Annotated in this window: 21 protein-coding genes; 6 read left to right on the forward strand and 15 right to left on the reverse strand. The window is 61.0% G+C overall.

From position 1 onward, the window contains the following. The first annotated feature begins 82 nt into the window (after positions 1-82). Complete coding sequence (locus EDE05_RS19465; RefSeq protein WP_132412861.1) at positions 83-769, forward strand: MerR family transcriptional regulator; 687 nt, start codon at positions 83-85, stop codon at positions 767-769. Here the strand turns inward: EDE05_RS19465 and EDE05_RS19470 are convergent, their stop codons facing one another. The 5 genes from EDE05_RS19470 to EDE05_RS19490 form a co-directional block, all read right to left on the reverse strand. Continuing rightward, positions 770-1,894 carry an ATP-dependent RecD-like DNA helicase gene (locus EDE05_RS19470; RefSeq protein ID WP_105373800.1) on the reverse strand — a complete coding sequence of 375 codons (1,125 nt, stop codon included), beginning with the start codon at positions 1,892-1,894 and terminating at the stop codon, positions 770-772. It lies immediately after the preceding gene. A gap of 130 nt (positions 1,895-2,024) precedes the next feature. Further along, positions 2,025-2,396, reverse strand: coding sequence for a nitrile hydratase accessory protein (locus tag EDE05_RS19475; protein ID WP_132412857.1), 372 nt, complete (start codon positions 2,394-2,396; stop codon positions 2,025-2,027). After that, positions 2,383-3,042: a nitrile hydratase subunit beta gene (gene nthB / locus EDE05_RS19480; protein ID WP_132412855.1), complete on the reverse strand. Its 660-nt coding sequence runs from the start codon at positions 3,040-3,042 to the stop codon at positions 2,383-2,385. The genes EDE05_RS19475 and nthB overlap by 14 nt, the downstream gene beginning before the upstream one ends. After that, positions 3,039-3,665 (reverse strand): nitrile hydratase subunit alpha, encoded by a 627-nt coding sequence (nthA, locus tag EDE05_RS19485; RefSeq protein WP_132412853.1) that lies wholly within the window; start codon positions 3,663-3,665, stop codon positions 3,039-3,041. The genes nthB and nthA overlap by 4 nt, the downstream gene beginning before the upstream one ends. Positions 3,666-3,676: 11 nt before the next feature. After that, entirely contained in the window at positions 3,677-4,270 is a 594-nt protein-coding gene (locus EDE05_RS19490) for a LysE family translocator (protein ID WP_132412851.1), read from the reverse strand. Positions 4,271-4,440: 170 nt separating this feature from the next. Between EDE05_RS19490 and EDE05_RS19495 the strand changes: the two genes are divergently transcribed. Continuing rightward, complete coding sequence (locus EDE05_RS19495) at positions 4,441-5,283, forward strand: aldo/keto reductase (protein ID WP_132412849.1); 843 nt, start codon at positions 4,441-4,443, stop codon at positions 5,281-5,283. Positions 5,284-5,289: 6 nt separating this feature from the next. Here the strand turns inward: EDE05_RS19495 and EDE05_RS19500 are convergent, their stop codons facing one another. From EDE05_RS19500 to EDE05_RS19510, 3 genes are read right to left on the reverse strand one after another with little or no spacing between them, the layout of a single operon-like run. Continuing rightward, positions 5,290-6,294: a capsular biosynthesis protein gene (locus EDE05_RS19500; protein WP_245505217.1), complete on the reverse strand. Its 1,005-nt coding sequence runs from the start codon at positions 6,292-6,294 to the stop codon at positions 5,290-5,292. Between the two features lie 44 nt (positions 6,295-6,338). After that, positions 6,339-6,911 carry an acetolactate synthase small subunit gene (ilvN, locus tag EDE05_RS19505; protein ID WP_105373805.1) on the reverse strand — a complete coding sequence of 191 codons (573 nt, stop codon included), beginning with the start codon at positions 6,909-6,911 and terminating at the stop codon, positions 6,339-6,341. A gap of 49 nt (positions 6,912-6,960) precedes the next feature. Then, entirely contained in the window at positions 6,961-8,754 is a 1,794-nt protein-coding gene (locus EDE05_RS19510) for an acetolactate synthase 3 large subunit (RefSeq protein WP_132412847.1), read from the reverse strand. A 395-nt stretch (positions 8,755-9,149) separates the two neighbouring features. Here EDE05_RS19510 and EDE05_RS19515 point away from each other — a divergent pair, with 395 nt between their 5' ends. Beyond that, the gene (locus EDE05_RS19515; protein WP_132412845.1) at positions 9,150-11,243 is read left to right on the forward strand and encodes an ATP-binding protein; all 2,094 of its coding nucleotides are present in this window, start codon (positions 9,150-9,152) and stop codon (positions 11,241-11,243) included. Here EDE05_RS19515 and miaA read toward each other — a convergent pair whose 3' ends face one another. After that, positions 11,244-12,134, reverse strand: coding sequence for a tRNA (adenosine(37)-N6)-dimethylallyltransferase MiaA (gene miaA / locus EDE05_RS19520; RefSeq protein WP_132412843.1), 891 nt, complete (start codon positions 12,132-12,134; stop codon positions 11,244-11,246). It lies immediately after the preceding gene. Here miaA and serB point away from each other — a divergent pair, their 5' ends adjacent. Together serB and EDE05_RS19530 are read left to right on the forward strand one after the other, a co-directional pair. Further along, positions 12,135-13,025, forward strand: a complete 891-nt coding sequence (gene serB / locus EDE05_RS19525; RefSeq protein ID WP_132412841.1) for a phosphoserine phosphatase SerB — start codon at positions 12,135-12,137, stop codon at positions 13,023-13,025. It begins immediately after the preceding gene. Next, complete coding sequence (locus EDE05_RS19530) at positions 13,022-13,615, forward strand: GNAT family N-acetyltransferase (RefSeq protein WP_132412839.1); 594 nt, start codon at positions 13,022-13,024, stop codon at positions 13,613-13,615. Before serB ends, EDE05_RS19530 begins: the two co-directional genes overlap by 4 nt. Before the next feature lie 4 nt (positions 13,616-13,619). Here the strand turns inward: EDE05_RS19530 and EDE05_RS19535 are convergent, their stop codons facing one another. The 5 genes from EDE05_RS19535 to EDE05_RS19555 all read right to left on the reverse strand — a co-directional run bounded on the left by EDE05_RS19535 (position 13,620) and on the right by EDE05_RS19555 (position 18,808). Further along, positions 13,620-15,254, reverse strand: coding sequence for a Do family serine endopeptidase (locus tag EDE05_RS19535; RefSeq protein WP_132412837.1), 1,635 nt, complete (start codon positions 15,252-15,254; stop codon positions 13,620-13,622). Positions 15,255-15,479: 225 nt separating this feature from the next. Then, the gene (locus EDE05_RS19540) at positions 15,480-16,418 is read right to left on the reverse strand and encodes a protease modulator HflC (RefSeq protein ID WP_105373811.1); all 939 of its coding nucleotides are present in this window, start codon (positions 16,416-16,418) and stop codon (positions 15,480-15,482) included. Continuing rightward, the gene (gene hflK / locus EDE05_RS19545; RefSeq protein ID WP_105373812.1) at positions 16,415-17,509 is read right to left on the reverse strand and encodes an FtsH protease activity modulator HflK; all 1,095 of its coding nucleotides are present in this window, start codon (positions 17,507-17,509) and stop codon (positions 16,415-16,417) included. The genes EDE05_RS19540 and hflK overlap by 4 nt, the downstream gene beginning before the upstream one ends. 136 nt (positions 17,510-17,645) lie before the next feature. After that, entirely contained in the window at positions 17,646-18,176 is a 531-nt protein-coding gene (locus tag EDE05_RS19550) for a dihydrofolate reductase (RefSeq protein WP_132412835.1), read from the reverse strand. Positions 18,177-18,358: 182 nt separating this feature from the next. After that, entirely contained in the window at positions 18,359-18,808 is a 450-nt protein-coding gene (locus EDE05_RS19555) for a hypothetical protein (RefSeq protein ID WP_112798111.1), read from the reverse strand. Between the two features lie 188 nt (positions 18,809-18,996). On the opposite strand from EDE05_RS19555, the gene adhP reads away from it, so the two are divergent. Further along, the gene (gene adhP / locus EDE05_RS19560; RefSeq protein ID WP_132412833.1) at positions 18,997-20,034 is read left to right on the forward strand and encodes an alcohol dehydrogenase AdhP; all 1,038 of its coding nucleotides are present in this window, start codon (positions 18,997-18,999) and stop codon (positions 20,032-20,034) included. A gap of 37 nt (positions 20,035-20,071) precedes the next feature. Here the strand turns inward: adhP and EDE05_RS19565 are convergent, their stop codons facing one another. Next, positions 20,072-21,577, reverse strand: coding sequence for a bifunctional aminoglycoside phosphotransferase/ATP-binding protein (locus EDE05_RS19565; protein WP_132412831.1), 1,506 nt, complete (start codon positions 21,575-21,577; stop codon positions 20,072-20,074). Positions 21,578-21,643: the final 66 nt, after the last annotated feature.

The following is a 21,643-nucleotide window of genomic DNA, read 5'->3' on the forward strand; positions in this document are numbered from 1 at the left end:
ACCGAGCGCTCAACCGAAGACGCGCCATGCGCGTGCAACTCTGGGGTGAGCTCTAGATAGACGCCATTCGCAGGGAGGCCCGATGCGAAGCGACGCCAGATACCCGACAGCCGGACTCAATGCAGTGACAGCCGGTGGACAGACCAAGTTTCTTCCCCAGGTTTCCTTGCCCTTCGAATTACCGGAGGAACCGCTGGCGATTGCCGAGATGGCAGACCTCTTCGGCGTCACCCATCGCACCTTGCACTTTTACGAGGAAAAGGGACTGATCACCGCCGAACGGTCAGGCACCATGCGGGTCTATGGCAGCGAACATATCCAGCGCATGGCGGTGATCAATGCCTGCCGGGAGATCGGCATGTCGGTCGCGGTGATCCAGGAATTGATGGATGAACTGGCCGGCGCAGCCTCCCAGGCGGAAGCGGACGAACTCTTCCAGAACATGCTGTCGCGGCGCAAGCGAGAGTTGACCGCGGACATATCCAATATCCGCCGGCAGATGCAGCAGATCGAAAGCCTTCTTTCGACGGAAGATGAGGATGACACGAGTGAGGCGGCGCGCCCCATGTCGCTGGTCTTGTCCGACATCGAGAAACGGTGTCTGGCGCTGATGGCCGAAGGTTATTCCGCACCACGCCTTGCCCGCACCCTCGATCTGCCATTCGAAGAACTCCGCGAGATGGAAGACGGCATCATCCGGAAATTTCAGGCCACCAACCGTTTCCAGGCTGTCGCGAAGGCGCTGCTGCTCGGCATGGTGCCGAATTGATCAGCGCACAATGGTCAATGTCTCGGCCGCACGGGTGATCGCGGTATAGAGCCAGCGCTCGCGCGTATCGCGGAAGGCAAAGCTCTCGTCGAACAGCACGACATTGTTCCATTGAGAGCCCTGCGCCTTGTGAACAGTCAGAGCGTAGCCGTAGTCGAACTCGTCGTAGCGCTTGCGTGTCGACCAGGGGATTTCCTCGTCGCTTTCGAACGCCTGCTTGAGGAGTTTGATCTTCGCCGCACCGCGATCCATGTCGTCGTCTTCGGGCCGGATCATGAGATTGATCCCGGGCTTTACGGTCTCCCGGGAGGAGCTCATCACCTGCCAGAGCGAACCGTTGAGCAAGCCCTTCACCTGATCGTTGCGCAGGCAGACCAGCTTGTCGCCGGATTGGGGGTAGTCTGCCGTAAAGCCCTTCAGCTCCCGGAGCCTTTGGTTGTAGCGCTTGCGGGTCTTGTTGGTGCCGACCAATACCTGGTCCGCCTCCAGCACCAGCGGCTGGGTCACCTCGTCGCGTGAGATTACCTTCGCCGTCCCATAGTCGCCATACATGATCTCCTTGCCTTCGCGCACATTCATGGCGAGCTGGATGATCGGGTTGTCGCGAGCCTGACGGTGGATATCGGTAAGCAGATAATCCGGCTCCTGCTCGGTGAAGAAACCGCCCCCTGAAACCGGCGGCAGCTGGCCTGGGTCGCCGAGCACCAGGATCGGCGTACCGAAGCTCATCAAATCCTTGCCCAAAGCCTCGTCCACCATCGAGCATTCGTCGATGATGATCAGTGCAGCCTTGGCGACCGGGCTCTGGCGATTGATCGAAAACATCGGCGCGATGGAGGTCTTGCCGGTTTCCTCATCCTCCACGGCCTCCTCGCCGCGCGGGCGGTAGATCAACGAATGGATGGTCTTTGCATTCCGCGCACCCTTGGAACGCAGCACCTGAGCGGCCTTGCCGGTGAAGGCGGCGAACAGAACGTCGCCATCGACATTTTCGGCAAAATGCTTGGCGAGCGTCGTCTTGCCTGTGCCGGCATAACCGAACAGCCGGAAAATCTGGCTACGGCCGTCCTTCAGCCAGCGGGAAACGGCTTTGAGAGCCTCGTCCTGTTGCGGTGCAAATTGCATGGGCGCGACTTGGCAGGATTCGAGGAGGAATCGCAACAGAAAAAGAACGAAAGTAGATCAAGCTGAGGCGAAGACGTTCAACTGCTAGCAGATACATGCCGCGTAGACGGAAAATTCCGAGCCTGGGCCTTCACCGCAGCGGGTCGTTCTCAAGCTCAATCGGTCGGCCATGCGGTGTCGCTTCCGCCGCCCGCTGCCAGCTTTTCTGAAGAGAAAGAATGGCATCGGCGTCCGCAATGCCTTTATCGACCAGAAGACCGGACAGCGCGGCCACCCAGCAGTCGAAATAGTCACTGCCGTCCTCGGCGCGACCGGGCTTGTGCACCTCTGTGGAAAGCGCCTCCGCCCATTCGCTCCAGGTAAAGACGCCCCTCTCGTGCAGATACACGGCCATTGCGAAGGCTTCCGCGGCCCAGGGTTCGGGAAAGGTCGGATCTCCCTCCGGCGACTTCGGCAAACCGGGCGAACGCGCAAGCGGCGACGGAATTTCACAGGCGCTCAAGGTAACTCTCCCAGGCGTCGACGGAGATGGTCAATGTCGGATCGGCGCCCTCGCCCCAGATCTCGCCAGCGTCGAAGACGACCGTATAGACCCATTGGGGGTTCTCGCCGTTACCGTGGGCGTTGTCATCCGGAAAGACGTATGATCCCTGGACCGCCTCCACGATACCGGTTTTGGCGCGGGCGTAGCGCGGCAAACGCGTATGGGTCTGCGGATTGAAATTCTTCGTCCTGACCTTTTCGCCCGGCCGGAAGAGCGGCTCGGTCTCCACCGGGCGGTCGCAAGGTCCGCCGCGGGCGAGCACTGCCGGCACCATGTCGGCCTTCAGAATACGCTTCGGCGTTGCCGGCTCCATCTGCTTTACGCCTGCGTCGATCTCGCCTCTTGTGGCAAAACCATGCCTTTCGAGCAGCACTTCCAGCGCCCGCGTCCAAATCTCGTAATAGCTGGCGGAGAGATAATCCGCCGGCGGGATGTTTTCGCGCGCATGGCGGCTTTCGTCGATAGTCCAGGCACCGAAGGCGCCACAGGAGAGCGTAATCCCGAGTGCCCGCTTTTCCCACTCGGCGTGAAAATAGGGCTCGTCCTTTTCGGGCGCTACGGGGCCGAAGCCCATCTGCCCACCAAGATCATGGGGGCCGTTCATGCCGGCACCCCCGCAATCGCCGTGCCGATCATCGCGTCGCGGCTGACGAGTTTCGCAAGCTCCTCCTCGCTCATGTTCTCGGTGCCGTCCGGCCGTTCGGGAATGACGAGATAGCGAAGTTCGGCGGTCGAATCCCACACCCGTATCTTCTTGTCGTCCGGCAGGGTCAGCCCGAATTCGGTAAGCACGCCGCGGGGATCGATGACCGCACGAGACCGGTAGGCCGGCGCCTTGTACCAAACGGGCGGAAGGCCAAGCACCGCCCAGGGATAACAGGAGCAGAGCGTGCAAACCACGAGGTTATGCGTTTCCGGCGTGTTGAACACCGCCCGCATGTGTTCGCCCTGGCGGCCGGCATAGCCCAGACTCGCGATTGCAGCTGTCGCGTCCTCTTTCAGCCACTCGGCGAATTGCGGATCGCTCCAGGCCTTGGCGACAACGTGAGCGCCATTGCGAGGCCCGACCTTTGTTTCGTAAGTCTCGACGATCACATCGATCGCCGCCGGGTCGATCAACCCCTTTTCCGTCAGGACGGTTTCCAGCGCCCTGACCCGCGCCTGCATGTCGCTATAGCGGTTGTCGTGGTGATGATCATGGTGATGGTGATGATGGTCTGCAGACATGCCCATTTCCTTCATCGCAGCATCGGCCAGAGGCTTGCGACGAGCAAGACGGCCATCGTGATATTGAACCATTTCAGCCTGACCGGCACGGACAGCCACTCCCGCAAGGCAGATCCGAAACCTGCCCATGTGGATACGCTCGGCACGTTGACGGCGGCAAATGCGAGCCCCACCAGGAGCACGGTCGGTACATAATATTCGGGATTGGTGTAGGTTGCCATGGCGGTCACTGCCATGACCCAGGCCTTCGGATTGACCCATTGAAAGGCTGCGGCACCGAAAAAGGTCATCGGCCGCGCGCCGGTCTTGCCCTCCGAGAGGCTGCGCGAAGTCCCGATCTTCCAGGCGATCCACACCAGGTACAGCCCGCCTGCGAATTTCAGCGTGGTATAGACGACCGGGACGGTCTGCAGCAGCGCCCCGAGCCCCAGCCCGACGGCGATCAGCAGCGAAAGAAAACCGACGCCGATGCCCAGCATGTGCGGGATCGTTCGCGCAAATCCGAAATTCACACCCGACGCGAAAAGCATCATGTTGTTCGGCCCTGGCGTGATCGAAGTGGTGAAGGCGAACAGGACAAGGGCCAGAAAAGTTTCCAGCGGCATAAGAACTCCCGAGCGCCAATCCGATCCCGTTATCTGCGTCGCCTCCTCTGCGGGAGGCCTTATGCCGGTGATAGGATCGTTCCGGTCGATCCGCAAGCGGAACTTGGAAGCTTGGGTTAAAGCTATATCTGAATAGCACGAACGCCCGCAATCGATAGGCCGAGGTCCCAATGCCCGATATCCCTACAGTCACTCTGCCCTCTGGCGTCTCCGTGCCGGCCCTCGGCCTTGGCACCTGGAACATGGGGGAGGACATCCGCAAGGCAAATGCCGAGATCGAAAGCCTGAAACGCGGCCTCGATCTCGGGATGACCTTGATCGACACCGCCGAAATGTATGCCGAAGGCGGAGCCGAGAAGATCACCGGCGCAGCCATTGCCGGCCGCCGCGACGAAGTATTCCTGGTCAGCAAGGTCTATCCGTGGAACGCAAGCCGCCAGGGCGTGATCGATGCCTGTGAACGCAGCCTGAAACGGCTGAGAACCGACCGTCTCGATCTTTATCTTCTGCACTGGCGCGGCGAACATCCGCTTGCCGAAACCGTCGCCGGTTTCGAGGAACTGCGCCGAGACGGCAAGATCGGCGCCTGGGGCGTCTCGAATTTCGATGTCGCGGATATGGAAGAACTGATGATCGTACCGGAGGGCAAGAATTGCGCCGCCAACCAGGTCCTCTATAATCTCTCCCGCCGGGGCATCGAATACGACCTTCTGCCCTGGTGCCAGCAACGCGGAATCGCCATCATGGCCTATTCGCCGATCGAGCAAGGGAGGCTCGTCCGCAACGACACCCTGATCCACATTTCCAAGGCCTATCAGGCGACGCCGGCGCAAGTGGCTCTAGCCTTCCTGCTGGAGCGCGAGGGTGTGATCGCCATCCCCAAATCCGCCCATCCGGATCGGGTTGCCGAAAATGCCGCCGCCGCGGAGCTGGAGATCAGCGACGAGGACTGGGCAGCCCTCGATGCCGCCTTTCCACCGCCAACGGAAAAAAGACCATTGGCGATGATCTAGACGTTCTCAGTCCAGATCGAGCGCCTTCCGCTCGGCGGCCAACGCATCCACCGCCCGGAAGACGTCGATCTCCACCCATGTCCGTGTGTCGCGGTAGCTGGGATAGAGCGCGAAGGTCGCGGCGATCAGTTGATCGATACTCGGCCGCGCCCGCCGTCGTGGCAGCATTGTCCTCGAAAATTGGCTCAACCTGTCTTCTGTCAGGCCCCAGCCGGAGTAGAAAGGCGCTCCATAACACCGCACAGGCAGGCCCCGCAGCAAGGCATCGAGCCCGAACTGACTTGAAACGGTCCAGACCTCGTCCACTGCCGCCAGTATGGAAGACACCGAGACCGCGTCCGAGAGCAGGATCACGCCCGGCGTCCGGGCTGCTTTTTCCGTCAGATAGCCCTTGCGGAAACCGGCCATCACATCCGGATGCGTACGCACCACGCATTGAGCGCCGCTTGCCACGGCATCATCGAGCATCCGTGCGAAGCTTTCCGGCGAGCCGCCGGACATCGGAACGGAAACGTCACCGAACACCTGGTCCACCAAGAGAATACGACGCTTCGTCGTCCGCTCGAGCTTAACCTCCCGGTGCGGCAGGTTGTTGTATTTCGAGAGCCTGTTTTCCACGAGCACATTGCGGATATCCGACCCAAGCGCCCCCACATCCATCTGCGCCGAACCCGCGATCAATTGCTCCAGACGAGACGCCCTGGAAGCATCCACCGGCATGCCCAGATCGTCGACAGCGATGGAAATCGGCAAGGTATTCTCCTTGCCGAGTCCCACGGAGCGAATGTACCCATCTTCGAGATACCAATAGGGCAGCCTGCGGACCAAGGCTATGCGGCGCGCCAGCTGGGCGGTGGATCGTCCACCCCAGAACACGATACCCCTGATCCCCGGCGTAAATGCAGACTCCAATTTCTGTAAGCCGAAATAGTGCTTCAGCCATGGAGCAGATCGCGTCACGTAATGGGTGGCGCCGAGGCGCATGCCGACAGGAGGGTACCAATCTTTCATGAAATCGATCCCGACCCTCTCCCCGAACATTCCTGAACGGCTGCTCACATTCCCTGGGGACCGCGGTTCATAGCGGCAATGCCGGTACGGCAGACCTCAACCAGGCCGAGCGGCTTCATGACCGCGACGAACTGATCGATCTTGGAGGACTTGCCGGTGATCTCGAGGATGAAATGCTCGACCGTGGCATCGACCACCTTGGCGTGGAAGGCGTCCGCGAGCCGCAAGGCCTCAGCACGATGCTCTCCCCGACCGACGACCTTGACCAGCGCGACCTCGCGCTCGATCGGCCGCTCCTGACCGAGTTCGCGAGCGCGCACGGTCAGATCGACGACGCGATGGACCGGCACGATCCGTTCCAGCTGTGCCTTGATCTGCTCCAGAACCGTCGGCGTGCCGCGCGTCACGATGGTGATGCGGGAAAGATGGGCCTCGTGTTCAGTTTCCGAAACCGTGAGGCTTTCGATATTGTAGCCGCGCCCGGAGAAAAGCCCGATCACCCGGGCAAGCACGCCCGGCTCATTGTTGACGAGAACGGAGAGCGTGTGGCTCTCCGCCTTAGCCGTTTCCGGCGCAATGAAATAGGCAGATCCGGTTGGTTGCTGATGCGCATTCATGGTATTGGGTCCGTTTCCTCAGAATTCAGTTTAAGGTTCGCAGCTCGCCTCAGACGAGCTGGCGGCCCTTCGCATCGATCGCATTGGCAACCGCTTCGTCACTTGCTTCGTCCGGCAGCAGCATCTCGTTATGCGCCTTGCCCGAGGGAATCATCGGGAAGCAGTTGGCGAGATTGGCAACGCGGCAGTCGAAGATGACCGGCTTCTTGACCGCTATCATCTCCTCTATCTTACCGTCCAGCCCCTTCGGATCGTCGCAATACATGCCAACGGCGCCGTAGGCTTCAGCAAGCTTCACGAAGTCCGGCATCGCTTCCGTATAGGAGTTCGACAGGCGGTTGCCGTGCAGCAGCTGCTGCCACTGGCGGACCATGCCCATATACTGGTTGTTCAGGATGAAGATCTTGACCGGCAGATTGTACTGGATCGCCGTCGACATTTCCTGGATGCACATCTGGATCGATGCGTCGCCGGCAACGTCGATGACGAGTGCATCCGGATGCGCCACCTGGACGCCGATTGCGGCGGGGAAGCCGTAGCCCATGGTGCCGAGGCCACCGGAGGTCATCCAGCGATTGGGTTCCTCGAAGTCGATGAACTGCGCCGCCCACATCTGATGCTGGCCGACCTCGGTGGTGATGTAGGTATTGCGGCCTTTCGTCAATTCATGGAGCCGCTGCAGCGCATATTGCGGCATGATGACATCGTTGGAGTTCTTATAGGAGAAGGACTTGCGGGCCCGCCAGCGGGCGATCTCCTGCCACCATTCTTCCGTCTGCGCTTTCGCCGGCTTCTTTGGCAGAGCCCGCCACAACCGAACCATGTCCTCCAGGACGCTGCCGACATCGCCGAGGACCGGGATATCGACGTGAACATTCTTGTTGATCGAGGACGGATCGATGTCGATGTGAACCTTGCGCGAGTTCGGCGAGAATGCGTTGAGGCGGCCGGTGATGCGATCGTCGAAACGGGCGCCGATGCAGACCATCACGTCGCAATCGTGCATCGCCATGTTGGCCTCGTAGGAGCCATGCATGCCGAGCATGCCGAGCCAGTTCGTGCCGGACGCAGGATAGGCGCCCAGTCCCATCAGCGTGGAGGTGATCGGGAAACCGGTGAGCTCGACCAGTTCGCGCAGCAGGCGCGAGGCCTCCGGTCCGGAATTGATGACGCCGCCGCCGGTATAGAGGATCGGGCGGCGCGCTGTGGCCATCAGATCGATCGCGGCCTGGATGGCCTTCAGATCGCCCTGCGTCCTCGGCTGATAGCTGATATTGGCAGCCATTTCGGGCTTCGGCGTATAGGTGCCCGTCGCGAACTGGATGTCTTTCGGGATATCGACGACGACCGGACCCGGACGGCCGGTCTGGGCGATCCGGAAGGCTTCGTGGATGATGCCGGCGAGTTCGTTGACATCCTTGACCAGCCAGTTGTGCTTGGTGCAGGGGCGCGTAATGCCGACCGTATCGCATTCCTGGAAAGCATCCGAACCGATGAGCGTGGTCGGTACCTGGCCGGTCAGGCAGACCAGCGGCACAGAATCCATCAGTGCGTCCTGAAGCGGCGTGACTGCATTCGTCGCACCCGGGCCTGACGTCACCAGCATGACGCCGACCTTGCCGGTGGAGCGGGCGTAACCTTCAGCCGCGTGGCCGGCGCCCTGCTCGTGACGCACGAGAATGTGCTGAACCTCCTCCTGCTGAAAGATCTCGTCATAGATCGGCAGAACGGCACCGCCGGGATATCCGAAAATGTGCTCGACGCCGTTGTCCTTCAGCGCTCTCAGAACGATCTCTGCGCCAGTCATCCGGTTATCTGGCATCTGGTTATTGCTGTCCGTCATTGTCTTGGTCCATTCGCTGCTGGATTTTTACCGGCGGCTCCTCCGAGCCGGATTTAAGGCACAAAAAAAGGCCCCTTGAGGAGCCTGTCTTTCCGCGCATGGGTGGCTGTCGCCGGATGGTTACACCATCCTGCCCATGCGCGTTCCCACCACAATAAGAGCGATCGATATTTTCATGGCGCGAAGTGTTAGCCAGATAAATTGCTTTCGTCAACGCCACCTTGCACCAAAAAAAGCCATCCGCCTGATTTTGCTGACCGTTACGCATTCGAGGCGACATCCCCCTATACCAGTTGTTAAGCCGGGACACCTATATTCGACATGTTGGAGGGTTACGACCCGGCCGACGGATGAGTCATGACCCAACCTGCCACCCCAATGATAGGGGGTTACGTTTGCCGAACAATGATCCCCTCCGTTCCTCCTCTGCGGGAGAGCAGGATCGCCGCGATCTCCATAAACCGGGCAATCGCTTGCTCGGCCGTGTGGTCGCGTGCAACGGCGCTCATGCCACTATTTCAGCGATCGCCGAAGGTGGTGAGACCGACCTTACCAAGCTCTGGTCAGTGGGCCGGCTGATCTCGATCAGCGTTGGCGAAAACCGCGTCGTGGCATTGGCCTATGCCATGGAAACTGGCAGTCGTGGCTGGCGCGAGGGGGAAGACACAGGGTTCCAGATCGAAGCCGAACTGCTGGGCGAAGTCCGCAAGGGACCGAACGGCCGGGATGAGTTCTCCCGCGGCATCTCCCGTTATCCCTATCTCGGCGCCGTAGCGCACCGCATCCGGGCTGCCGATCTCCTGCGCATCTACGATACCGGCAAGGACGACACCTGCGCGATCGGCAAGCTCACGCAGGACGAGAACATCGACGCTGCAATCCACATCCCCTCGATGTTGTCGAAACACTTCGCTATTGTCGGCTCCACCGGGGTGGGCAAGTCGACGGCAGTCTCGCTGCTTCTCCACAAGGCGATCGAGGTGGACCCGAAGCTGCGCGTCCTGATTCTCGATCCGCATAACGAATTCGCCTCTGCCTTTCCCGAGCACGCCGTCGTCATCGACACGGATACGCTCGACCTGCCCTTCTGGCTGATGCGGCTTGAAGAGTTTTCCGAAGTAGTCTTCCGTGGCCGCCCCGCCGTGCCTGAAGAGCTCGACATCCTCCGCGACCTCATTCCGGACGCCAAGCGGGCCTTTCGCGGAAGCGATTCGTCGCTGATGCGGCGCACGACCGAAAAGAGTTCCGTGACCGCCGATACCCCCGTGCCTTACCGCATGGCGGATCTTCTGGCGCTGATAGACGAACGCATAGGACGCCTGGAAGGCCGGAACGAGAAGCCGTACCTGCGTTCACTGAAGATGCGCGTCATGTCGGCCATCAACGACCCGCGCTACCACTTCATGTTCTCCAACAACACGATCCATGACACGATCATGGAGACGATCGCGCATATCTTCCGCATTCCAGGCGGGGATAAGCCGATCTCCACCTTCCAGCTTGCGGGCATCCCCTCGGAAGTGGTCAATTCCGTCGCCTCGATTCTGTGCCGCATGGCGTTCGAACTGGCGCTCTGGAGCAACGGCGCCATTCATATGCTGGTCGTCTGCGAGGAAGCGCACCGCTACGTGCCAGCCGATCGCGAGCTCGGTTTCTTCCCGACGCGCCAGGCTATTTCCCGCATTGCCAAGGAAGGCCGAAAATACGGGGTCTCGCTCGGGATCATCACCCAGCGCCCCGGCGAACTTGATCAGACGATCCTGTCGCAGTGCTCGACCCTCTTCGCCATGCGCCTTTCCAACGACCGGGACCAGGAAATTATCAAGTCGGCCATTCCGAACTCGTCGATTTCGACCACCAGCTTCCTTTCCTCGATCGGAAACGGCGAGGCGATCGCCTTCGGTGAGGCCATAGCCGTGCCGATGCGCATGAAGTTCGCGCGTGTCGAGGAAAGATATCTGCCGAAGGCCAATGGCGTTGCCGACAAGGGCTGCGAAGACACACCTGATACGGTCGATCTGCGCGCCGTGGTCGCGCGCCTGCGGTCCGTCAGCGGACCTGATATCGCCGCGTTCCAGCAGAGCTACGCTGCCGCCAACCCTGCATTCGGCGACAACGCACCGGCGCCCGACGACGAAACGGATACCGACTTCCCGCCGGCAGATGAAGCCGAACTGGAACGATGGGCGCAGGAAATCCGGACCAACGGCCACGTCGTGATAAACCGCACGCCGCCTCTCGACGACCCGCAGCCCGAACCCTACAGGCCGGATATGCTGCCGCGCCCGACTTTGTCGGAGCCACCGATGCCGCGCCCGGATCGTTTCGCCGATCTGCGCCGTGAACGCGGCGGCGAGCCTCCGCAGCCGATATTTCAACGCCCGCCCGCATCGGAAAACCCGCGTCCAAATCCGCTTCTCCGACGCGAAGGATCGCTCCGCGAGAGTTTGCTGAAGAAACCGCTCAGCAGCCTCTACGATAAAGACTAGTCAACAGATCCTCTCCCAGCTTTCGTCCATCTGGTTGCGGAACCAGGTCATTTGCCGCTTGGCATACTGGCGCGTCAAAGCAGAGCCGCGTTCTATAACCTCCTCCCGGCTCATTCGGCCTTCGAGCATCTCCGCGACCTGTGCCACGCCGATCGCCTTCATGACCGGCGCGTCAGGAGCGGGATGGAGCGCCATCAGCTCCCTCACCTCATCGACGGCGCCGCTATGGAGCATCTTCTCGAAGCGTCTGTCGATCCTTTCATGGAGGATGTTGCGGTCCGGCAGGACCACGAGCTTTTTCGCCCGTGCAGGGTCGATCACCTTCGGCCCCTGCTTTCCCTGAAACTTGGAAATCGACTGCCCGGTTTCTTCCAGCACTTCCAGCGCCCGGACAATTCGCTGGCCATCCCTTGGCTCAAGGCTTTCAGCAACCGGCAGGTCGCGGCGCGAAAGTTCCATGTAGAGCGGTTCCGGTCCCTCGTCCTTCAGCCGCAGCCGCAGCCGGCAACGGACGTCCTGGGAAATGTCAGGCATATCGGAGAGGCCACCCGTCAGCGCCTTGAAATAAAGACCGGTGCCGCCCACGAAAACCGGCAGGCGTCCCTCGGCTCTGAGCTTTGACAGAAGTGCCGTTACGTCGCGCAGCCATTCCCCGGTCGAATAGGTGCTCGTCGCCGGCACGTGCCCGTAAAGCAGATGCGGCACTCCCTCCATCTCTTCTTCCGAAGGCCGAGCGGTCAGGACCCTTAGAGTATCGTAGACCTGCATGCTGTCGGCATTGACGACGGCACCATTCGCCTCTCGCGCCAGCCGAAGAGCAAGGGCCGACTTGCCGCTCGCCGTCGGCCCGGTTATCAGGATCGCGTCCAAATCATCCATAAGGTCTGTCATATGGCTTTCGTTGCCACGCTCATTGCCCATCCGTCAAACCCTGTTCTTACGTCGAAGCTCGGAGAGCAGGCGGCCGAGGCGGCGAAAGCCTCCGGTCTCTACTGGCTGGCGGATGGCGTCGCCTGCGATATCGCGCTTCGTGACGATACCGACCCGCGGGCCGCCGAGGCTAATCTGCGCGCCGTGATTACCGGCGCGCCCATCGATGTCGTCGTGCAGGAGGCCGAGACCCGGCGGAAGAAGTTTCTGATCGCCGACATGGATTCCACGATGATCGGCCAGGAATGCATCGATGAGCTCGCCGATGTGGTTGGCTTGAAGGATAAGGTCTCTGCGATCACTGCTCGGGCCATGAACGGCGAAATCGCCTTCGAGCCGGCATTGCGGGAGCGCGTGGCGCTTTTGAAGGGCTTACCGATCACAGTGGTGGACGATGTCATCGCCCAACGCATCACTCTTACATCCGGTGGACCGCAGCTGATCGCCACGATGAAAGCCAAAGGGTTCTATACGGCGCTGGTTTCCGGCGGATTCACCGTCTTCACAAGCCGCATCGCGGAAACATTGGGTTTCGACGAGAATCAGGCGAATATCCTCATTGAAAGAGACGGCATTCTCACCGGCGAAGTCGCCGAACCCATTCTCGGCAAGCAGGCCAAAGTCGATGCACTTCTGGTGATCAGCGAGAAACTCGGCATTTCGCCGGACGAAGCCCTAGCCGTCGGTGACGGCGCAAATGATCTCGGCATGCTCGGCATCGCCGGTTCGGGTGTTGCGCTGCATGCCAAGCCGACCGTTGCGGCCCAGGCAAAAATGCGGATCGACCATGGCGACCTCACCGCCCTTCTCTATATCCAGGGCTATCGCAAAACGGATTTCGTGATGCCGTGAAAGAAGCAAAGATCATCCTCGAAACGGAACGCCTCCGGCTGCGGAGTTGGCTCGACACGGACCGCGACCTGTTTCGCGAGATCAATGCCGATTCCAAGGTCATGGAGTTCTTTCCGTTTCGACGAACCCATGAGGAGGCGGATGCGCTTCTCAAACGGCTGAACGCGTCGATCATCGAAACCGGCCTCGGCTTTTATGCGCTGGAACTGAAGGCGACCGGCGAGCCGATCGGCTTCTGCGGCCTGTCGCTTGCCAACATGCCGGAGATCTTTCCGGCGGAAACAGTGGAAATCGGCTGGAGGCTTGCCACGCGTTTCTGGGGCAAAGGCTATATTTCGGAAGCCGCTTGCGCGCTCCTCGATTTCGCCTTCGACAAGAAGCATCTGGACGCCGTCGTGTCCTTCGCAGTCGCCGAAAATCACCGGTCGACCGCGGTCATGAAGCGGCTTGGCTTACACCGTGTCGCAAGCCTCGACTTCGATCACCCACGCGTGCCCGACACCCATCCGCACTTGAAGCGCCACATCGTCTACGCTGTGACGCTGGACGAGTGGCAACGCCAGAAGCAGCATAGGCGTAGAAACCCGTAGCGGGCTATTCCAGCGGCAAGGCCACGAAACGGAGGTTGCCGGCAGAATCTGCGATCATCACATGCGCGTTCCGGCGGCCTTCCGCCTTCAGTGCATTGATCCTCTTGACGACATCGGCGGGGTTCTCAACGAAGTCCTGCCCCACTTCCACGACAACTTCGCCGACCTTCAGGCCTTTCTGTGCCGCAGGCGAATTGGGTTCGACAGCGGTAATCACCACGCCCTCGACGCTTTCGGCGATGCTGAAAGCCTTACGGCGTTCCTCGTCCAGCGCCGCAAGCGTCATCCCGAAGGTCGCCGCAGGTTTTTCAGCTGTCTCGCCGCCCTTCTGATCCCCCGGCGTGCCGTTGTCGGGTTCGAGGTTCTCGCCCTGTCCCTCGGGCAGGCTGGGTTGCTCGGCATTCTCCTCAGGCTCGGCGCTGTCCTCCAGGCGTCCAAGCGTCACCTTGACGGTCTCTTCCTTTCCGTCCCGCATGATGACGACGTCGACTTCCTTGGCGACGGGGCTTTCGGCCACGATGCGTGGCAGGTCGCGCATCTCGTTGACCGGGTGGCCGTCGAAGGTCAGGATCACGTCGCCCGCCTTGATCTCGCCCTTCTGAATCGGTCCGCCGTTGACAACGCCAGAAATCAGCGCGCCGCGTGCGCGATCGAGACCGAGGCTCGCCGCCACGTCGTCGGTTACCGGCTGGATGCGCACACCGAGCCAGCCGCGGCGCGTTTCGCCGAATTCTATGAGCTGGTGGACGATATTTTCCGCGAGTTCCGTCGGCACGGCAAAGCCGATGCCGATCGAGCCGCCGGATGGAGAGATGATGGCGGTATTGATGCCGATGACCTCGCCGCTCATGTTGAACAACGGGCCGCCCGAATTGCCTTTGTTGATCGCCGCGTCCGTCTGGATGAAATTGTCATAAGGCCCGGCGTTGATGTTGCGGCCCCGGGCCGAAATGATGCCGAGCGTCACCGAGCCGCCGAGACCGAAGGGATTGCCGATCGCCATGACCCAATCCCCGATGCGCATCTTTCGGGAATCGCCGAAACGCGCGGCCTTCAACGGTGTCTTCGGCTCGACCTTCAGGACGGACAGATCGGTCTTTGTATCGGTTCCGACCAATCTTGCTTTGAGCTTGCTGCCGTTCGGGAAGATCACTTCGATGTCGTCGGCGCCTTCGATGACGTGGTTGTTGGTTACCACATAGCCGCTCGGATCGATCACGAAGCCGGAACCGAGCGAAGAAACCTTCTGATTTCCGCCCTGGTTGCCCGGGCCGTCGAAGAAATCCTCGAAGAACTCCTGGAAAGGCGAGCCTTCCTGGATTTGCGGCTGCGGGCCTGCGCCTTGATCCTTGACGCTCTGCGAGGTCGAAATGTTGACCACCGCATCGAGCAGCCCTTCAGCCATATCGGCGATCGACGCCGGTCCTGCCGGGGCTATCGGGCTCGGCGGCGGTGGCGGATTGATCGTCGGAGACGCTGTCGGCGGAGCTGGCAGCATCGGGCCGGGCGAATTTCCATTTTGCTCGGGTGCCGGAGGTGTCGGCGCCTGCGCGACCGCCTGCAGAGGGTTCGCCAATACGGCAAGAGAGGCCGTCAACGTGACGAAGCGCGTGAAGGACGATCGAACCGTCTGGGCCATCTGGCATCCTCGCTATTGGATTTGCTGCATCGCCCCCGACGAGCGACACTCACCCGGGAAGATCATTGGAGCCTTTGAATCGGGCAGAGTTTCGACAAAGCATAAGGCGGAATGCATGCCGGGGAAATTACCTTTTCGTGAGCATACTGCGACCGAGCGGGTGTCGCCTGCCGATCATCCCGAAACAAGAGGGGCACCTCGCCGCCGCCCCTCTTGCGCAGGATGTCAGTTGGCAGGTGCTGCGGGTACTGCAGGTGCCGCCGGCGCTTGCTGCTCCGGCCGCGTTCCCGTCGGAGAATTGAAGAAGCGCAGGAACTCCGAATTTGGCGACAGGACCATGGTCGTCCCGGTATCGGCAAGCGAAGCCACATAGGCCCGCATCGAGCGGTAGAATTCGAAGAAGGCCGGGTCGCGCTTAAAGGCTTCGCCGAAGATCCGGTTGCGTTCCGCGTCGCCTTCACCGCGCAGGATTTCCGAATCCCTTTGCGCCTCGGAGACCAGTTCGACGACCTGACGATCGGCAATCGCCCGCCGACGCTGCCCCTGTTCATTGCCGCGCGCACGGATCAGTTCCGCCTCCGCAAGTCGCTCCGCCTTCATGCGCTGGAAGGTCTGCGCCGAGACTTCCTGCGTGAGATCGGTGCGACGGATCCGCACGTCCCGGATGGTGAGGCCCAAGGTCTCGGCCGCCGCGTTGAGATCGGTGTGAACCTCCTGCATCATCGAGGAGCGTTCGTCAGATAGCGCAGCATCGAAGTTGCGCAGGCCGTAGACTCGGCGAAGCGCCGCATCGAGACGAGTGCGCAGCCGAGATTCCGCCGATTCCCTGTCGCCGGACACCGTTTCACGGAACCGGCGTGGATCGGTGATCGAATAGACGACGAAGGCGTCGACCTCATAGAAGGCGCCGCCGCGCACCTGCACGCGGATATTGTCGAGATCGAAACGCAGCGCGCGGTCTTCGAGATACTGAACGCGGTCCGCATCCATGAAGGCGAAGGGCAGCTTGAAATAGATGCCCGGCTCGCGCTTGACGTCTTGAATCTGGCCGAACCGGACCACGATCGCCTGTTCCCGTTCGTTGACCACGAAGACGGATGAATAGAGCAGGACAAGAATGACGGCGAGGCCGATCAGAATTGCCGGAAGTCGATTGGAGTTCATCGTGCAGCTCCCGGCTGGGCCTGGGGCCGGTTGATCTCGTTGAGCGGCAGGTAAGGAATGACGCCCTCCTTGTTCTCCAGGATGATCTTGTTTGAGCTCTTCAGCACCGCTTCCATCGTTTCGAGGAAGATGCGTTGACGGGTGACGTCGGGCGCATTGGCATATTCCTGATAGATGGAGATGAAGCGTTGCGCCTCACCCTGAGCCTCGTTCACGACACGGTCCTTGTAGGCGGACGCTTCTTCGCGAACCTGGGCGGCCTGTCCGCGGGCTTGGCCGAGCTTCTGGTTGGCGTATTGGTTCGCCTCTTCCACGAAACGGTCTTCGTCCTGTTCGGCGCGCTGCACTTCTTCGAAGGCATCGGCCACTTCACGCGGCGGCGCCGCATCCTCGATCGGCACCGCATTGATGGAAATGCCGGAACCGTAGGTGTCCATCGTGCCCTGGATGATGCCTCGCACCTCGGTCGAGATGTCTTCGCGGTTGTCGCGGAAAATGTCCTGCGCCGGACGGCGGCCGACAACTTCGCGCATGGCGCTTTCTGCGACCTGCTGCAGCGTCGAAGCGGGGCTTTCCAGGTTGAAGAGATAGGCCTTGGGGTCGGTCACCGTGAACAGCACGGAAAACTGCACGTTGACGATGTTAGAGTCGCCCGTCAGCATCCAGCCGGCATTGGAGCTCGAACCCCGCGCCGCGCCGATATTCTGTTGCTGCTCCGTGACCTTGACGATCTCGACGGACTCCAGCGGCCAGAGATGGAAATGCAGGCCCGGCATGGAAATCTCGTCCTTCGGACGGCCAAAACGCAACTCGACGCCGCGCTCGTCCGGCTGGACCGTATAGACAGACTGGAATGCAAGAAACGCCACGACGATAAGAAGCACGATGACGAAGGCGCCGCCGTTGAAGCCGCCGGGCATTACGCCACGCAGGCGATCCTGGCTGCGCCGGATGATGTCCTCCAGATCAGGTGGACCACCGCTGCCTCCCCCGCCGCGTGGGCGGTTCGGTCCCTGCCCCCAGGGTCCTTGATTATTACCGCCACCGCCGCCCCAAGGGCCGCCGCCGCCATTCTGATTGCTCCAGGGCATCAAAACCTCTTTGTTCGTACCACTCCCATGCCGCGACATACCGCGTGACGGCAGCCGGGCCTTGCCGTTATAGGTATCCCGCGCCCCGCTTTCAACGCAGCTTCAATAACTTCCCGTTGTTCGGTAACGAAATGTCTCAGTTTGTCGCGCTTCGGCGCCGATAGGTGACGAAATGCGTCGCATAGTTGTCCTTCTCGCCAGCCGGGACAGCAACCTCTTCCACCTTTTCGAAAACCTGCGGATCTATGTCCGGAAAGAAAGTATCGCCGTCTGAAATGTCCGCGTCGACATGCGTGACGTACAGCTTTTCCGCGAGTTTGATCGCCTGCGTATAAATTTCACCGCCGCCCAGCACGTACACCTCATCGGCGCTTATCTCAGCCGCCTTCTCCTCGGCCATGCGCAGGCCCTCAGAGAATGAGGGCGCGACCGCTACGCCGTCGGGCCGAAACTCGTGGTTTCGGGTCACCACCACATGCGGACGTCCGGGCAGCGGCTTTCCGCCGAAGGAATCGAAAGTCTTGCGTCCGACGATGACGGGTTTGCCGAGCGTGAGCGCCTTGAATCGTTTGAGATCGGTGGAGAGCCTCCATGGCATATCGCCATCACGCCCGATTACTCCATTGCGGGAGACTGCAACGACAATGACAAGGCGTGGTTTTGCCATATAGGCCACTTTCAAAACGCCGGCGAGAGCGCCGATTGGCAACAAGGACGCCCAGCCGTATTGAAGCCTGCCCCTATGCGCAACAGGTTTTGAAACTGAAAATCCGGTTTTCAGACGCTATTGTCCGCGATGCCCGGGCAGGAGTATCGGCCGGGGGCCTGGCACTGAGTAGGGCTACCCCTTCAGCAAAGAAAAGTCCGGTCGGTCTTGAGATGATACATCACGCCATCGTCCCACGGCGCAGCCTCCCTGAGTTTCGCGAGGCTTTCCCAGTCCGTGGAGCCGGCGGCCCAGAAGTGGATGGTTTCGACACCCGCCTGTTTTGCGCGCGATTTGGCGAGTTCGAAAAGCTGGCGGGCCACACCGTGTTTGTCGACGAGGCTGACTGCCGCAAAGATCGGAACTTCCAGCTGAGACCCGCGTACCGGATGCTCCCGGGTGAAGACGTAACAAAGCCCGCGGATATAGCCGCGCGCATCCGTCACGGTCAGCCAGTCGTGACGGGAGGCGGCGGTTGCCGTCAGGGCCTTCCACTCCTCCAGATCGATACCCGGAATTACATGTTGAATGACTGCGTAGGCGCGATGCACATCCGCCGCATCGAGCCCTCCCACATCGTATTCCATTTTCATCTTGCCGTTCCGCCAAATGCTGAACCCAGGCCTTCGCCTGTTGTTCTCAACTTCGCAGATCCGGGGACATCGGCATTGATCGGCGTCAACGGATAGCAATCCTCTCCTCATTGCGCTGCGTCAATGAAACCACGGCAAAGTTGAGGACAATCGCCGCCGGACTTTATCTTTTTGCAAAGGAGCAATTGATGGCAAGAACCATGAAAGCCGCGATAGTGCATCAATTCGGCAAGCCTCTTGCCATCGAATGCGTGCCGGTACCCGTTCCCGGCCCCGGCGAAATGCTGGTGAAGGTCATGGCCTGCGGTGTCTGCCACACGGATCTTCATGCCGCCGACGGCGATTGGCCCGTCAAGCCGACGCCTCCCTTCATCCCCGGACATGAAGCTGCCGGCATCGTGGTCGAACTCGGCCCCGGCGTCACGGGTTTCAAGGAGGGCGATGCCGTCGGCGTCGCCTGGCTGCATGATGCCTGCCTGCGCTGCGAATATTGCGAAACCGGCTGGGAGACCCTTTGCGAGCATCAGCACAATACCGGCTATAGCTGCAACGGCGGGTTCGCGGAATATGTGATCGCCGACGCGGCCTTTGCCGCGCGATTGCCGCAGAACGTCGATTTTGCTGCTATCTCCCCGATCCTTTGCGCCGGTGTCACGACCTATAAAGGTCTCAAGGAAACCGAAGCCAGGCCGGGCGAATGGGTCGCGATCTCGGGTATCGGCGGTCTCGGTCACGTCGCCGTCCAATATGCCAAGGCCATGGGTCTGAAGGTCGCAGCGCTCGATGTCAGCGCCGATAAGCTCGAACTTGCCCGCAACTTAGGCGCCGATCTCGCCGTCGATGCTCGTGCCCTGACCGCCGTCGAGGAGGTCATGACCGCCACAGGCGGCGGTGCCCATGGCGTGCTGGTGACGGCGGTCTCGCCGCCGGCGTTTTCCCAGGCGATCCGCATGGTGCGACGCAAGGGCACCGTCAGCCTCGTGGGGCTGCCGCCCGGTGAATTCCCCACGCCGATCTTCGACGTGGTCTTGAAGCGCATCACGGTCCGTGGCTCGATCGTTGGAACGCGGCGTGACCTCGATGAGGCCATCGCCTTCGCGACCGAAGGCAAGGTCAGGACGGAAATCCACAAAGCGCCGATCGAGGACATCAACGACATCTTCACCCGCCTGAAGGATGGCAAGATCGAAGGGCGGATGGTGCTCGATTTCTCTTCCGCGGGTTGATCGGATGTAGGCGCCGGTCCAGGAGCCGGCGCCTTTTTCAGCGGCAAATGAGCTCGACGACCTCCTCCAGCGGCAGGGATGCATCGACATGCCGCCAGGAGATATCCGACGGTTTGCGGGCAAGTTGTGCTTCCAATACGCCGGCATCCGCATCCGACGGGCCGCCGACGCGGCTGCGTACTCGCTGCAGGAGGATTGCCGGAACGGCATCCAACCAGACACCCAGGAAATCCGCGCCGGCTGCGGCGCCTTCTATCAGCTTGCGGTTGGCCGGGTTGTCGAAAACGGCATCCGCCACCACGCAGCCGCCCTGCTCCAGAATGAGTTGGGAATGCCGCGCCATCTCCTGGTAGACTTTCCGCGAAACCTCCGGATCGTAGGCAGAAACAGGCAATCTCGTTTCCACCGAAACCCCGTAGAGGGCTTTGCGGATACGGTCGCTTTCAAGAATCCTTGCGCCTGCGGGTGCTCCGACTCTCGCCGCCAGGCGGTCGGCCACGGCCGTCTTGCCGGAACCGCTCAAGCCGCCGATCGCAATCAGGCGGGCCGGCCTGTCCTGCAGCAGGACGTCGATCATATCGAAGTAGGATTTTGCCTCCGCCGTCAACCTGGAGAGATCCTGCCCCGGCTCTTCGGCCTGCGTCGCGGTGACATGCGCGCGGACGGCTGCCCGGATGGCCATGAAGAAAGGCAGCAGGCAGAAACCTTCCGCATCGCCGGTTTCGTCGAGATAACGGTTCATCGTGAGGTTGGCGAGTTCCGGGAAACCCCGGTGCCACAGATCCATCAGAAGGAAGGCCAGATCGTAGAGCACGTCGATGGTGGCAATCTGCGCATTGAATTCGATGCAGTCGAAGAGGCGTGGCTCGCCCTCCAACAGGCACAGATTGCGCAGATGAAGGTCTCCATGGCAGCGGCGGACCTTGCCGGCGGCCGCCCTTCTGTCCAGCAATGCAGCGTGACGCCGCAATCGTGACCGGAACGCCTCGCCGACCGAGGCCAGCGCGGTCCTGTCGAAGACCCGGCTGGTGGCGAAACCCGCGTCGTTGATGTCCAGAACGGCTGCGATATTGTCGGCGCCGCCTCCGGCAGCAACCACCGGCGCCTTTGCGTGGTAGACGGCGATCATGCGCGCGGCGGCGCTCATGAGTCCGGGCGTCAGTTTCCCGGACACCGCCATGCGGTCGAAAAGGTTCTCCTGCTTGAAACGAACCATCTCGACGACGCAATCCACCGGGTCCCCGTCGCCGTCCCACTCGAGCGAACCGTCAGCCGCAGATGTGATCCGGCGAACTCCCAGGTAGAGGTTGGGTGCTGTCTCGCCATTCAGAGCGACCTCCTTGCGGCAGGCCTCTTCGCGGATTGCAGCGGTGGAAAAATCCACATAGGGAAGCTTCAGCGCCTTCTTCAGCTTGTATGCCCGTTCGCCGGCCAGCACGACCACCGAAATATGCGTTTCGATCACCTCGACCGGACCTGTCAGGCCATAGGTGGCCGGATCTGTCAGGAAGGCGATCGTGCCGCTCTGATCTTCTGTCATCATCGTGCATTCCCTCACAGAATCGCTTCATCCAAAGAAGCCGTGCGACCCGACGCCACCTTTCATGGG

The sequence above is a fragment of the Neorhizobium sp. R1-B genome, from assembly GCF_004368875.1.
Taxonomy (GTDB): domain Bacteria; phylum Pseudomonadota; class Alphaproteobacteria; order Rhizobiales; family Rhizobiaceae; genus Neorhizobium; species Neorhizobium huautlense.

What these genes read in the sequence shown, in the direction of transcription:
- EDE05_RS19465 (WP_132412861.1), top strand. Translation starts at nt 83, where the DNA reads ATGCGAAGCGACGCCAGATACCCGACAGCCGGACTCAATGCAGTGACA.
- EDE05_RS19470 (WP_105373800.1), bottom strand. Translation starts at nt 1,894, where the DNA reads ATGCAATTTGCACCGCAACAGGACGAGGCTCTCAAAGCCGTTTCCCGC.
- nthB (WP_132412855.1), bottom strand. Translation starts at nt 3,042, where the DNA reads ATGAACGGCCCCCATGATCTTGGTGGGCAGATGGGCTTCGGCCCCGTA.
- nthA (WP_132412853.1), bottom strand. Translation starts at nt 3,665, where the DNA reads ATGTCTGCAGACCATCATCACCATCACCATGATCATCACCACGACAAC.
- EDE05_RS19490 (WP_132412851.1), bottom strand. Translation starts at nt 4,270, where the DNA reads ATGCCGCTGGAAACTTTTCTGGCCCTTGTCCTGTTCGCCTTCACCACT.
- EDE05_RS19495 (WP_132412849.1), top strand. Translation starts at nt 4,441, where the DNA reads ATGCCCGATATCCCTACAGTCACTCTGCCCTCTGGCGTCTCCGTGCCG.
- EDE05_RS19500 (WP_245505217.1), bottom strand. Translation starts at nt 6,294, where the DNA reads ATGAAAGATTGGTACCCTCCTGTCGGCATGCGCCTCGGCGCCACCCAT.
- ilvN (WP_105373805.1), bottom strand. Translation starts at nt 6,911, where the DNA reads ATGAATGCGCATCAGCAACCAACCGGATCTGCCTATTTCATTGCGCCG.
- EDE05_RS19510 (WP_132412847.1), bottom strand. Translation starts at nt 8,754, where the DNA reads ATGACGGACAGCAATAACCAGATGCCAGATAACCGGATGACTGGCGCA.
- miaA (WP_132412843.1), bottom strand. Translation starts at nt 12,134, where the DNA reads ATGACAGACCTTATGGATGATTTGGACGCGATCCTGATAACCGGGCCG.
- serB (WP_132412841.1), top strand. Translation starts at nt 12,135, where the DNA reads ATGGCTTTCGTTGCCACGCTCATTGCCCATCCGTCAAACCCTGTTCTT.
- EDE05_RS19535 (WP_132412837.1), bottom strand. Translation starts at nt 15,254, where the DNA reads ATGGCCCAGACGGTTCGATCGTCCTTCACGCGCTTCGTCACGTTGACG.
- EDE05_RS19540 (WP_105373811.1), bottom strand. Translation starts at nt 16,418, where the DNA reads ATGAACTCCAATCGACTTCCGGCAATTCTGATCGGCCTCGCCGTCATT.
- hflK (WP_105373812.1), bottom strand. Translation starts at nt 17,509, where the DNA reads ATGCCCTGGAGCAATCAGAATGGCGGCGGCGGCCCTTGGGGCGGCGGT.
- EDE05_RS19550 (WP_132412835.1), bottom strand. Translation starts at nt 18,176, where the DNA reads ATGGCAAAACCACGCCTTGTCATTGTCGTTGCAGTCTCCCGCAATGGA.
- EDE05_RS19555 (WP_112798111.1), bottom strand. Translation starts at nt 18,808, where the DNA reads ATGAAAATGGAATACGATGTGGGAGGGCTCGATGCGGCGGATGTGCAT.
- adhP (WP_132412833.1), top strand. Translation starts at nt 18,997, where the DNA reads ATGGCAAGAACCATGAAAGCCGCGATAGTGCATCAATTCGGCAAGCCT.
- EDE05_RS19565 (WP_132412831.1), bottom strand. Translation starts at nt 21,577, where the DNA reads ATGATGACAGAAGATCAGAGCGGCACGATCGCCTTCCTGACAGATCCG.